General features: G+C 53.9%; 11 protein-coding genes and 1 tRNA gene. 6 read left to right on the forward strand and 6 right to left on the reverse strand.

What is annotated here, in order from left to right; all coding sequences use genetic code 11:
* Positions 1-92: 92 nt before the first annotated feature.
* The 4 genes from secF to queA all read right to left on the reverse strand — a co-directional run bounded on the left by secF (position 93) and on the right by queA (position 5,577).
* Entirely contained in the window at positions 93-1,259 is a 1,167-nt protein-coding gene (secF, locus tag AACY82_RS03710; RefSeq protein WP_339615415.1) for a protein translocase subunit SecF, read from the reverse strand.
* A gap of 11 nt (positions 1,260-1,270) precedes the next feature.
* Positions 1,271-3,127: a protein translocase subunit SecD gene (gene secD, locus AACY82_RS03715; protein WP_339615416.1), complete on the reverse strand. Its 1,857-nt coding sequence runs from the start codon at positions 3,125-3,127 to the stop codon at positions 1,271-1,273.
* Positions 3,128-3,319: 192 nt separating this feature from the next.
* Positions 3,320-4,435, reverse strand: coding sequence for a tRNA guanosine(34) transglycosylase Tgt (gene tgt / locus AACY82_RS03720; RefSeq protein ID WP_339615597.1), 1,116 nt, complete (start codon positions 4,433-4,435; stop codon positions 3,320-3,322).
* 74 nt (positions 4,436-4,509) lie between these two features.
* Positions 4,510-5,577 (reverse strand): tRNA preQ1(34) S-adenosylmethionine ribosyltransferase-isomerase QueA, encoded by a 1,068-nt coding sequence (gene queA, locus AACY82_RS03725; RefSeq protein ID WP_339615417.1) that lies wholly within the window; start codon positions 5,575-5,577, stop codon positions 4,510-4,512.
* Positions 5,578-5,721: 144 nt separating this feature from the next.
* Between queA and AACY82_RS03730 the strand changes: the two genes are divergently transcribed.
* From AACY82_RS03730 to AACY82_RS03755, 6 genes are all read left to right on the forward strand, one after another.
* Positions 5,722-5,808: transfer RNA gene (locus tag AACY82_RS03730), tRNA-Leu, on the forward strand.
* A gap of 221 nt (positions 5,809-6,029) precedes the next feature.
* A complete protein-coding gene (gene egtB, locus AACY82_RS03735; protein ID WP_339615418.1) occupies positions 6,030-7,310 on the forward strand; it encodes an ergothioneine biosynthesis protein EgtB in 1,281 nt (426 codons plus the stop codon).
* A 25-nt stretch (positions 7,311-7,335) separates the two neighbouring features.
* A complete protein-coding gene (egtD, locus tag AACY82_RS03740) occupies positions 7,336-8,340 on the forward strand; it encodes an L-histidine N(alpha)-methyltransferase (RefSeq protein WP_339615419.1) in 1,005 nt (334 codons plus the stop codon).
* Entirely contained in the window at positions 8,330-9,097 is a 768-nt protein-coding gene (locus tag AACY82_RS03745) for a PhzF family phenazine biosynthesis protein (RefSeq protein WP_339615420.1), read from the forward strand. Before egtD ends, AACY82_RS03745 begins: the two co-directional genes overlap by 11 nt.
* A 106-nt stretch (positions 9,098-9,203) precedes the next feature.
* The gene (locus AACY82_RS03750) at positions 9,204-10,118 is read left to right on the forward strand and encodes an adenylate/guanylate cyclase domain-containing protein (protein WP_339615421.1); all 915 of its coding nucleotides are present in this window, start codon (positions 9,204-9,206) and stop codon (positions 10,116-10,118) included.
* A gap of 75 nt (positions 10,119-10,193) precedes the next feature.
* Complete coding sequence (locus AACY82_RS03755; protein WP_339615422.1) at positions 10,194-10,682, forward strand: RDD family protein; 489 nt, start codon at positions 10,194-10,196, stop codon at positions 10,680-10,682.
* 71 nt (positions 10,683-10,753) lie between these two features.
* Here the strand turns inward: AACY82_RS03755 and lptG are convergent, their stop codons facing one another.
* Together lptG and lptF are read right to left on the reverse strand one after the other, a co-directional pair.
* On the reverse strand, positions 10,754-11,812 hold the full coding sequence (gene lptG, locus AACY82_RS03760) for an LPS export ABC transporter permease LptG (RefSeq protein WP_339615423.1): 1,059 nt from the start codon (positions 11,810-11,812) through the stop codon (positions 10,754-10,756).
* Complete coding sequence (lptF, locus tag AACY82_RS03765) at positions 11,799-12,890, reverse strand: LPS export ABC transporter permease LptF (protein ID WP_339615424.1); 1,092 nt, start codon at positions 12,888-12,890, stop codon at positions 11,799-11,801. Before lptF ends, lptG begins: the two co-directional genes overlap by 14 nt.
* Positions 12,891-13,077 lie beyond the last annotated feature (187 nt).

Genomic DNA, 13,077 nt, shown 5'->3' on the forward strand with positions numbered 1-13,077 from the left:
CCGAACGAAGCAGTAGCATACCCCGCTTTTATGGCGAAAAAAAAGCCCGCCGGAATCCGGCGAGCTTTTATTAACGAACTTATTGTAACAACTTAAGGCATTTCGTCTATTTCAGAACCTTCTTTTTCCGGCGGCATTAAATCTTCTTTAACAATATGCATCCACATCAGGGTGTTACATGACACGTAAATCGACGAGTAGGTACCCACGACCACACCGACAATCAGCGCCAGCGCAAAGCCGCTAATCAATTCACCACCAAAAATAAACAACATCACCAATACCAGCAATGTGGTTAACGAGGTAATAAAGGTACGCTCTAGTGTTTGCGTTAAAGATGCATTGATCACATCGGCAGATGAGCCTTTACGCATGCGGCGAAAGTTTTCCCGTATCCGGTCGAACACCACGATGGTGTCGTTAAGGGAGTAACCGATCACCGCCAACACCGCCGCCAGCACCGTCAGATCGAAATCCACCTGAAACAGCGCAAAGAAGCCCAACACGATAATCACATCGTGCACCAAAGCCAGCACAGCACCCACCGAGAACTTAAACTGGAACCGCGCGGCCACATACAGCATAACCACAGCCAGCGCCACCAACATCCCCAGGCCGCCCTCATCGCGCAGCTCGGCGCCAATTTGCGGGCCGACATACTCACTGCGGCGCAGCTCAACCTCACTGCCGGTTTTGGCGGATAATACATCCAGTAGCTCGCCGGTGTAAGCGGTATCAAGGGAGTTCTCGATCAAGGCAACCACATCGCTACCAGCGGCGCTAACCTCGATAGAGCCAAAATACTTAGACGGTAATATCGTCTCGTCGATATCACTTTGGCTGGCACCGCTAAAGGTCAACGATTGTGAGTAGTTACCTCGGTCGCGAGGAGCGCGGGCGACCGACGTTAAAGAGGCTTCGGGTGCCACCTGCTGCAACCGACGCTCCAGCGCTTTTTCGCCACCATCCGACATAGCACCTTGCGTGCGAATCAGCACCTCGGTGTCAGAGCCAAACAGAACCGCCACCGGGTTAACCAGGCCTTCGTCGTTTAAAATGGTGCGAATTTCGGGGATGTCGGCCGGCTGCGAGAAACTCACCTCGACCTGCGCGCCACCGGTAAAATCCAAGCCAAACTTCAAGCCGTTCACAGCCAAGGCACCGATCGACACCACCAGCAGGATCACCGACAACGCAGTGGCCGGAATCCGGGCGCCCATAAAATTAAATATTTTGTTATCTGCTTGTTTGCTAGACATCATTGGCACCATTAGATCCAAAGCTTCTTGAGATTTTTACGACGGCCATAAACCAAATTGACCAGCGCGCGTGTACCCATGATGGCCGTAAACATGGACGTTAAAATACCAATCGACAGAGTCACCGCAAACCCTTTAACCGGACCAGAGCCGATAGCGTAAAGGATAACGGCCACGATTAAGGTCGTCAGGTTGGCATCCAAAATAGTGGTAAAGGCGCGATCGTAGCCCGCCGAAATCGCCGTATGGGGGCTCGCCCCCGCTTTTAGCTCCTCTCGTATTCGGGCAAAAATCAACACATTGGCGTCCACCGCCATACCCACTGTCAGCACGATACCGGCAATACCCGGAAGCGTTAGGGTTGCACCTAAAATCGACATTACCGCAACCAAAACCAGGACGTTAACCCCGAGCGCGATATTGGCAAAAACACCAAACAAACGGTAATAAACGATCATAAACAACAGCACCAGCGCCATACCCCACTGCACGGACTGCACGCCTAACTGAATGTTTTCGGCCCCGAGTGACGGCCCAATGGTGCGTTCTTCAACAAAGTACATGGGCGCCGCGAGCGCACCCGAGCGCAACATCAAGGCAAGCTCAGAAGCCTCACCCGGAGCGTTTAGGCCGGTAATACGAAACTGCACACCCAGCGCACTTTGAATGGTCGCAAGACTAATGACTTTACTTTCAGTGTATTGCTCCGGCACTTCAACCGGCTCGCCCTCGGCGCTGGTTTCGGTGTTCATGCGGGTTTTGTATTCGATAAACAACACCGCCATACGGCGCCCAATGTTAGAGCGAGTGGCGTGGTTCATCTTGGTGCCGCCCAGACTGTCGAGGGTAATATTTACCTGCGGCGTATTGGTTTCGGGGTCAAGCGTGGTGCTGGCGTTGGCAACATGATCGCCGGTCAGAATCACTTTGCGCTCAAGCCACGCGGGATACCCTTGATAATCAAATTGCTCCTTAGCCGCCACCAAGGCATCGGGTGCCGCCTCTAAGCGAAACTCTAGGTTGGCGGTTTTACCGATCACCCGTTTGGCCTCTGCGGTATCCTGCACGCCGGGCAGCTGCACAATAATACGATTGCGCCCCTGACTTTGGACAATTGGCTCGGATACGCCCAGCTCGTTAACCCGCTTACGCAGTGTGGTTAAGTTTTGGTTTAGCGCGTACTGCTCGATCTCGCGCACCGCCGCTTCACTTAACTCAGCGTGAAACACCAACTCGTCATCGTCGCCGGGTAAATCGGTATTAAACAGCATTTGCGGGTAATCGCTGCGCAGCTCGCTAATGGCGGCATCGCGCAGCTCAGTCTCGCGAAACTCGGCCACAATCACGGTGTTTTCTACCTCGACCGAGTTATAGCGAATCCGCGCATCGCGCAGTTTGTCTTTCATTTCATCGGCGCTGGTTTCTTGCCGCTTGCTGATGGCCGAGTCAGAATCGACCTCAAGCAAAAAATGCACCCCACCGCGCAAATCCAGACCCAACTTCATGGGCGCACCGCCCATAGCAACCAGCCAGTCAGGAGTGGTTGGCGCCTGATTAAGAGCGACCACATAATCGTTACCCAGCGCATCGGCAATAACGCGCTTGCCTTGCAATTGCGCCTCACCGTCATTAAAGCGTAACTGCGCTGACGCCCCATCTTGCTCGGCGGCAAAGTAGCTGATGCCGGCGTTATCCAGCGCACTTTCGATTTTGCTCAACACTTCGCCATCGACCGTCATACCACTGGATGAGCCGGATATTTGCACCGCGTCGTCGGGGGGGTAGAGGTTCGGCGCGGCGTAGATAAAACCTAAAATTGCCACGGCGAGAATCAGCAGATACTTCCAAAGGGGGTAGCGGTTTAACATACGATCATCCGAAACAGGGCGCTGATTCGCCCCTAAGGCGGGCATCAGGCGTGTTATACATTTATGTCCCGTGCCTATATGGGACCGATTCCGGACAACTCAAGTGTCCACACCTTAATAAGGCGGCAAAAGGCTAATATGGGGGCGGATTATACCGAAACTGCGAGCAACAACAATGCGCGCCGCCCACCCTTAGGGCGCTGGCGGCACCTCTAGGCCTTGGCGACCGTAAAAATCAGCTAAAAACGCGTCTAGGGCATCATCATCCAGCGCTTGACGCATCCGACTCATGACATTTTGGTAGTAACGCAGGTTATGGATCGTATTGAGCTGGGCGCCGAGGATCTCATTGCACTTATCCAGATGATGTAAATAACTGCGGCTAAAATTTTGGCAGGTATAACAATCGCAACGCGCATCCAGCGGTGAGGTATCGTGACGATGGCGGGCATTGCGGATTTTTATCACGCCCTCATCGACAAACAAGTGACCATTGCGCGCATTGCGGGTGGGCATAACGCAATCGAACATATCAATACCGCGGCGCACGCCCTCGACGATATCGGCAGGCTTGCCAACTCCCATAAGGTAGCGCGGTTTATCTTGCGGCATCACCGGGGCTAACGTTTCTAAAACCCGCAGCATGTCCTCTTTGGGTTCGCCGACCGACAAACCACCAATGGCATAACCGTCAAAGCCTATCGACTCCAGCCCCGCCATCGACTCACGACGCAAGTCCTCGTACATTCCCCCCTGTACAATGCCAAACAAGGCCGAGGGGTTATCGCCGTGGGCCGTTTTAGAGCGCGCGGCCCAGCGCAAGGACAGCTCCATGGAGCTGCGTGCCTCGGCGGGTGTCGCCGGATAGGGCGTGCACTCGTCAAAAATCATCACCACATCAGAGCCTAAATCACGTTGCACCTGCATGGAGATTTCCGGGTCCATAAAGACCTTACTGCCATCGATGGGCGAGCGAAACGACACGCCCTCTTCCGTAATTTTACGCAACTTTCCGAGGCTAAAGACCTGAAAGCCACCGGAGTCGGTCAAGATTGGCCCATCCCAGCGCATAAAATCGTGCAAATCACCGTGGGCCTTAACCACCTCGGTGCCCGGTCGCAACATCAAATGAAAGGTGTTACCCAGAATGATCTCGGCTCCGATCTCGTTAATTTCCCGCGGCGCCATACCTTTTACCGTACCGTAAGTTCCCACCGGCATAAAAGCCGGGGTTTGCACCTTACCGCGGGGAAAGCTCAGCTCGCCGCGACGGGCGTGACCGGACTGAGATTTCAGCGCAAAATTCATAAAACACTCGCGATTGCTAACACTGGCAGAGGTAGCAGGAGTCGGGGTATCGCTGGACATAAGACGCTCGGGCTTTAATCAGTGACGCCGGGAATATCATCACCGGCGCGAGGGTTTTGGGTAATAAACATAGCGTCACCGTAGCTAAAAAAGCGGTAGCGCTCGGCAACAGCCGCACCATACGCCGCCATGGTATGCTGGTAACCGGCAAAAGCCGACACTAACATTAACAGGGTCGACTCCGGCAAATGAAAATTCGTCACTAAGGCATCAATAACTTTAAAGGAGCAACCGGGGTAAATAAAAATATCGGTATCGCCCTGCATCGGCGCAATCAACTCTCCCGCCGGGGCATTTTGCGCGGCGCTTTCTAGGCTGCGTACGCTGGTGGTGCCCACCGCAATCACACGCGAGCCACGCGCCTTGGCGGCGCGCACCGCGGCACAGACAGACTCGTCGACGTCAATCACCTCACTGTGCATTTGATGATCACTGATATTATCAACCCGCACCGGCTGAAAAGTACCCGCCCCCACGTGTAACGTCACAAACGCCAGTTCAACGCCGCGCTCGCGCAACTGCGCCATAAGCGCGTCATCAAAGTGCAGCCCTGCGGTGGGCGCGGCAACGGCGCCTTGCTTCTCGCCATAAACGGTTTGGTAGCGCTCGCGATCAACCGCATTATCCTCACGATCAATGTAAGGCGGCAGCGGCATATGGCCGTGCTTATCCAGCACCTGCAACACCGGTTCAGGAAAGGTAATTTCAAACAGCGCTTCTTGCCGGCCGGTCACCTGCAAACGCGTGCCATCATCTAACACCAGTTCGGAGCCGGCCTTGGGCGATTTACTGGCACGGGTGTGGGCCAATACATGGTATTCATCCAAGACGCGCTCAACCAGTATCTCCACTTGTCCCCCGGTGGGCTTTTGCGCAAACATCCGCGCGGGAATCACCCGGGTGTTGTTAAACACCATCAAGTCGCCGGGTTGTAGCTTATCCAGCAAATCGGGAAACTGGCGGTGCTCCAGCGCACCACTGGGACCGTCCAAACACAACAACCGACTACCGCGACGCTCGGCGGCAGGAGTTCGGGCAATTAGTTCGTCGGGTAAGACGTAATCAAAGTCTTGGCGCTGCATAACATGGAGAATCAGAATTTTTGAAGGCCGGCAAGGTTAGCCCAAAATGCAACAAGTTGCCAGCCGCCCCAAGAGCCACCGCAATAAATATTTAACATCAGTGGTTGACGAGAACAAACTCGCTGCTATAATCACGCCCACTTTGCCAGAGTGGTGAAATTGGTAGACACAGGGGATTCAAAATCCCCCGCCCTTAAAAGCGTGCCGGTTCGAGTCCGGCCTCTGGTACCATCTTGTTAAACGCATCGATCGCCACCAATCGATACGCTAAAAAGCGCAGTTAACACTGCGCTTTTTTTATGGGTGTTTGTTTTACAGCTACAGAGCTAAGCGAAAACCCTAACCCCGCCTTTACACCTCTTTGCAACAAAATCACTACTTGCATCACATCATTTTCTTTAAATCGTCTCAAACCTGCCCTATGCTGATGATTCATTCACAGGGAGACCTTTATGCTGAGTGAACCAATAGCAACCTCTGACGTTGAGCTTCGGCAATGGTACGACCGCGTCCGGCAGCGCACGACAGCGCTCACCAAAGGGTTGAGCGCCGAAGACATGATGCTGCAATCTATGCCGGACGCCAGCCCCACAAAATGGCATCTGGCACACACCAGTTGGTTCTTTGAAACGTTTGCTCTAAAGCCCCACCTGCCCCATTACCGCGTTTTTGACGCGGACTACGAATACCTTTTTAACTCTTATTACGACAGCGTCGGTGAGCGACACCCGAGACCTGCACGAGGGTTGCTATCGCGTCCATCGGCGGATGAAGTCTTCGCCTATCGCCGCCATATAGATGATGCCATGTTAGCCCTGATAGACACGGCCCCGAGCAAAACCGTCGCCGATATTATCGTCACCGGGCTGCATCACGAAATGCAGCACCAAGAGCTTATCCTCACCGACATTAAACACGCTCTAGCGCAAAACCCGTCGGCATTTTCTTCTGGTCACGCCAGCGCCAGCTTGCCCACAAGCGCCGCGCAAATAGCAACTGATTCAGCTCCCTTGGAGGTCGCATTTAGTGCATTTACCGAGGGGCTGTACTGGATTGGCGCTGAGCCTACAGACTTTAGTTACGACTGCGAGCGCCCCCGCCACCGAGTGTTTTGCAATGCCTTTTCACTGAGCAACGCCCCTGTCACCAACGGCCAATGGCTAGCCTTTATGGCCGCTGGTGGCTACCAAGACCCGGCATGGTGGCTATCCGATGGCTGGGATTGTAAGCAAAAAAACCAATGGCAGGCCCCTCTGTACTGGCAAGAGGTCAATGGTGAGTGGTTTGAATGTCAGCTCGACGGCTACCAGCCTATCAACCTAGCCGCACCGGTATGCCATATCAGCTACTTTGAGGCCGACGCCTTTGCCCGCTGGGCGGGTTACCGCCTACCGCGCGAGTTTGAGCTGGAAATCGCGGCAACCCAAAGCGCCGCGCAAGGTAACTTTGCCGAGTCAGACCGCTGGCAGCCACAACCGGCAGCAGCTGGCGAAGGGCTTAAACAAGTATACGGTGATGTCTGGGAGTGGACTTCCAGCAGCTACAGCCCCTACCCCGGATTTACCCCAGAGCAAGGCGCACTGGGCGAATACAACGGCAAGTTTATGGTTAACCAATACGTCTTGCGCGGCGGCTCCTGCGCCACGGCGCAGGCGCAAATGCGCCCGAGTTATCGCAACTTTTTTTACCCGCACCAGCGCTGGCAGTTTAGTGGCCTGCGGCTCGCGCAGTAATGTCACTCAGGATGAGGATTCAAACATGACCATCGCACTCGCAACGCAAGATACCGAACAGGCAACCTCTAAACACGACCACAGTTTTCGTGAAGATGTTTTACGCGGCCTCGCCCTGCGCCCCAAACAATTAGCGGCGAAATATTTTTACGATGAACGCGGCTCGCAATTGTTTGACGATATTTGCGCATTGGATGAATATTATCCTTATCATGTCGAGCTGGAACTTCTACCTACCGTCGCCGCCGACTTGAGTCGTTTTTTTCGCACCGAAAAAAACGACGAGCTGTCGATTGTCGAGTTCGGGGCGGGCTCACTGCGCAAAATAACACCACTACTAAACAACATCGACACCGTTAAAAACCTCACCGCCATCGACATTAGCGAAGAGCATTTGCTTAACTCTTGTGCCGAGCTACGCCGCCGCTATAGCGGGCTTGATGTTACCCCTCTTGCACAAGACTTCACTCTGCCGCTGCCCCTAAGCCAAACCGGTTTGACCCGTATGGGCTTCTTTCCGGGCTCGACCATCGGCAACTTACACCGCCAACAGGCGTTAGAGTTTTTACATAATGCCGGGCAAACCCTTGGCAGCGGCGCCTACCTACTGATTGGCGTCGACACTAAAAAGCCAGAGCATATTTTGCATCAAGCCTACAATGATCCTCGGGGAGTAACGGCAAATTTCAACAAAAACATATTGACGCGCATTAACCGCGAGCTAGATGGCGACTTTGATTTAATGCACTTTGGCCACCACGCGTTTTACAATAAAGAGCACGGCCGAATCGAAATGCACTTGCGCAGCTTACGGGCGCAACGGGTGCAAATTGCCGCGCGCGAATTTTACTTTGCAAAAGGCGAAAGCATTCACACCGAAAACTCCTATAAATACCATCCCTCAGAGTTTGCCACACTTGCCCGCAAGGCTCACTGGCACACTCGCCGCCTATGGATGGCACCCGACGATTTGTTTGCCATTAGCCTGCTGCAATATAAACCGGCAACCACAAAAATTGATGATCGTTGACAGTTTTTGTGGTGCGGGCGCACGGGGTAATCGTCACCATATTGTTGCGCTTGACACATCAACGCTAGACACCGGCAAAAATATCGAGGCGCAGATTTGGCAACAAGCTCTTAAGCCACACGCCAACACCTTGGTACTGTGGCAACAAAACGATTGTTGGCACGCGCGCTTTTTTGATTGTGGCCACCCAGTACTGCGCTGCGGCTCGGGCAATATCGCGGTTGCCGCCTATTTGTACACACACGAATTTCACAACACGTTTAACCTTACCCTACACACAGCGGCAGGCGCCGTCACCGTTGGGGTCGACAACAAAGGCGCCTATTATTGCGACCGCCCCTGCCCCGTTAGCGCGAAAGATGACCCCGCACGCTGGACTCACCTCTGCCAAACCCCGGTATCAACCGCCGTTCGTATGGGCGGCAGGCAAGATTACACCTTGCTACTACTGCCCGACCCCCAGGCACTATCGCAGCTTCGGCTACGTGCGCGCGCGCTGAAGCTGTATAGCGCGCGCTCTGTCATTGCCCTGGCGCCAGCCCACAGATATTGGCATTTGCGCTACTTTGCCCCCCAGTACGGTGTACCCGAGGACGCGGCCACGGGGTCGGCGTGTGTCCAGGCCAGCAGCTATTTAGCACGTATAACCCACCATCGGCGCTTTAGCTTCAATCAACGCTCCCGCGCGCGGGGTATTATTCATACCGAAAAACGGCCCCACGAGGTTATCGTGCGCGGCAGCTATCGCCTATATTAATTGCCACAAACCCAGCCAAAGCACCTATCGCGTCGTTTTAAGCGCTTGCCGCCCAAATCTCTTTGAGATGCTATAATCGCTCAAATTCCGAACCGAGAGTGTCGCAATGTCCGCCCAGCGCGAAACACAGGCCGTGATGTTTGCCGACGTATCCGGCAGCTCGCGGCTCTATAAAGAGCAAGGTAATACTCAGGCAAAAAGCCTTATCGACGAGACCCTGAGCGTGATTCGCAGTATTATCGAACGCCACGCCGGCGTAGTCGTGAAAAATATCGGCGACGAAGTTATGGCGCGCTTCCCCAGCGCTAGCGATGCCTGTCAAGCCGCACTTGAGTTACAACGCCAATCTCTCAATCTAGATTTACAGGCGCTGCGTATCGGCATCGCCTACGGTGCCACGCTACTCGACCCTCAGGGCGATGTCTTTGGCGATGTGGTCAACGAAGCGGCGGAGGTTTCACACATTGCCCGCGCGCGCCAGATTGTGGTGACCCACGCGGTTTTGACGCAACTCAGCGAACCTATGGCCAACCAGTGCGATGCGTTTGACCGCGTTGTATTAAAAGGCGCACAAAACATTTGTACCGTATACCGGCTGCACTGGGAAACGCCGACAATCACCCACAGCGCCACCGCCGTCATGGATGTTCGCGAGTTGCACAACGAACTGGACCGCCACCGTTTACGTTTACGCGGCCCGGAACGCGAGGCCAGCTTTACCCCCGATCAACTGCCTTTATCCTTCGGTCGCGAGCGCGCACGTGTAAACTGGGCGATCAATTCAACACGCGCTTCTCGTGAGCACGGCAGTATTTTATTTCGTCGCGGTAAGTACGTCCTGGTAGATCACAGCACCAACGGCACTTATATGCAGGGCGACGATCAGGCCAACGTGCTTTACTTGCGCCGTGAAGAAATACCCCTAACAGGCAATGGGCGCATTAGCTTTGGCGTGCCGATCGATGCTCCGGGCAGCTATGTGATTGAGTTTTTTATCGGTGCTGACACCACTTTAAACTAACACCTCTCGGCGCCACCTTTGCGCGTGAGCTAAACGCTAAATAGCGACACATTAACAACATCGGCGGAGCCCTAGATGCCCCAACAAAAACCCAAAGAACAACCCTCATCAGCCCGCGTTGTGGCCGCGAGCGCGGGCGTCGTAAAACGTTTGGCCGCTGCGGTTTACGACAGCTTATTAATTATGGCAATCAGTCTCGCGTATAGCGCAACGCTACTCGCTGTTAAAACTCTTGTACTGGGGGAGGCAATTGCCCCGGGCGAAAAAGCTCAGATGGGAATTTTTGGGTTTATCGGCTGGGTTATTATCTGGGTGGGGTTTTACGTCATCTTTTGGCAGCGCTTTGGTCAGACGCTGGGAATGAAAGCGTGGCGCCTTAAACTGACCGACAGCAGCGGCAACAAGCCCACCATTGGGCAATGCTTATTGCGCTGTTTTTTGGGCGGCCTATCACTGGCGTGCTTAGGGTTAGGCTACTTTTGGTTATGGCTCGACCCCGAGCGCCTCACTCTGCACGATCGCCTCTCGGGCACTCGCGTATTGCAACTGCCTAAGGGCCACTAATCCAGTCGTTTAACGCCCCACTTAACCGGTGGGGCACTCTTACTCTTGCGCATAAACATACGCCGTCAAGGTTACGCGGCGCGCCGTAGCAGCACCACCCCGAACAGCAAACACAAGCCAATCGGTACCAGTACCGCCACCAACGGCGGAAAACCAAACACAATACTGGATGGCCCCAGTAAGCTTTGCACCAACCGAAACCCAATACCAAACACAACGCCGGTAAAAATTCTTTGCCCCATAGTCACTTCGCGCAGCGGGCCAAATACAAACGAGATGGCAATTAACACCAAGCTGGCGGTCGCTAATGGCTGTAACAGTTTTTGCCAAAAGGCTAAGTTATATTCACTGCTTTGCAGATTTTGCTCTTTTAGGTAGCCCACATACTCATGCAAGCTCTCAATCGATTGCGCCTCGGGAGGCACCGCGACAATATCCAATAACTCAGGCGTAAGTTCTGTGTGCCACTCCCGTGTCGGTAAACGCTGGGTGGTTAACTGATCACCCGTAAAATTGGTAATCAACACGTTTTCCTCATGCCACACACCGTCGTAATACTCGACGTGATGAGTAAAACTCGCCTCTTCAAGCTTACCGCCGGCAAAGCGATAACGGCTGACACCGCGCAGGTTTCCACCGGGTTGAATGACATTAAACTGGATAAACTCATCCGATTCGCGATGCCAAACGCCCCGCCGGGTTTGACCTTCATCACTGTACCCCAACGCAATCGCACGGCGACTTTCGGCGACTTGATCGGCGTACGGAATAACATATTCGCCCAGGGCGATGCCCATAAAAATAAACAGCAGTACCGGCTTCAGCACCATCCACACAATACGCCCTACCGATACTCCCGCGGCGCGCATCACAACCAGCTCGCTCGAGCCGGCCAGGCTACCCAAGCCAATCAAACAGCCGATCAACACAGCGTAAGGTAGATATTCATAAGCACTGCGGGGCAACCCCCAGAGGATATAAATCAAGGCCTCAAAAAAGGTGTAATCTTTTTTTAAGCTATCTAACTGATCGATAAGCTTACCGATAAAATCTAGGCCCAACACCAGCAGCAAGACCATCGCCACAGCACCAACCACCGCACGCGCCACATAACGATTAAGCTTTAGCACGTTTACCCCCTCGGCGAGTAAAAACGTTAGTTGGCCCGACAAACACCAACCACGCGATAACAATAAACACGCCGTGCACCACCCACAACCCGGGCATAATCGGGAAGTTGCCCGCCTCCATCTCGGAGCGTACCGAACTGAGCCCGGCCAGATAAAAAAGGTACAACAATATAGCCGGCAGCATTTTTAGGTAGCGCCCCTGGCGCGGATTGGTGCGGCTGAGCGGTACCGACATAAATGCCACTACCAGCACTAACAACGGCATGGATAAACGCCACTGCAAGGTCGCCCGGGCCGAGATGCTACCGTCTTTTAACAATTCGCGGGTCGATCGAGCGTCCGCCTCGGAATTGTATGCGGCCGACACGTCTGGTTCGGGAATATGCTGGGCCAGCTGCTCAAACTCGGTGATTTGATAGTCGGCAGAACCCGGACGCCCCTGATAACGAATGCCGTTGTGCAACTCCAGGTAGCGCTCATCGTACTCACTATTGTGGCGCTGTTTACCCACCTCGGCTATAGCCACTGCGGTAGGGGTACCCACTTGGGTTAAAAACAACTGATTAAGCTGGGAGCGGTTGTCGCTGATAGACTCAACGTACGTTACCACCTTGCCGCCGTTGAAGGGCTGAAAGTGACCGGGCCGCAGGGTAGTAAATTCACTGCGTGAACGCTGCTCGGCAAATAATTTTTCGGTTTGAGCGGCGCCCCAAGGGCTGACCCACAAGCTCATGGCGCCAACGATTAAGGCCACTACCACCGCAGGTATGGCCGTAATAAACAATAACTGTTTTTGGCTCATGCCGCAGGCGCTAAGCACGACCATTTCACTATCCATATAAAGGCGGCCGTAGGCGAGCAAAATGGCAATAAAAAAACCAAGGGGAACGACCAACTCCAAAAAACCAGGCAGACGGTAGGCCATAATCGTAAACAGCACATCGACCGCAATTTTGCCCGAGGCAGCATCGGCTAGGTATTTAACAAAACGGCCGCTCATAATGATCAGCAACAAGGTGGTGCTGACAGCGAGCATGGTCACCAGCACCTCGCGCGACAAATAGCGATATACGATCAAAATACAACCATCCTTACTCAATTGAGCGGCCTACCCGACCGAAAACGACCGCCATAAGCAGTAACAACCAAAGACTTTGGCCCCTCGCCCACTGATGACGTAAACTAGGCGAATATTGGTGGCATTATCCCGCAACCGAAGCCGTTTGTCTCGGTGTCTGGATAAGCCAAGCGATAGACCGTGCGGG

Origin of the sequence: uncultured Gilvimarinus sp. (assembly GCF_963972205.1) — a bacterium.
In the GTDB taxonomy this organism is placed as follows: domain Bacteria; phylum Pseudomonadota; class Gammaproteobacteria; order Pseudomonadales; family Cellvibrionaceae; genus Gilvimarinus; species Gilvimarinus japonicus.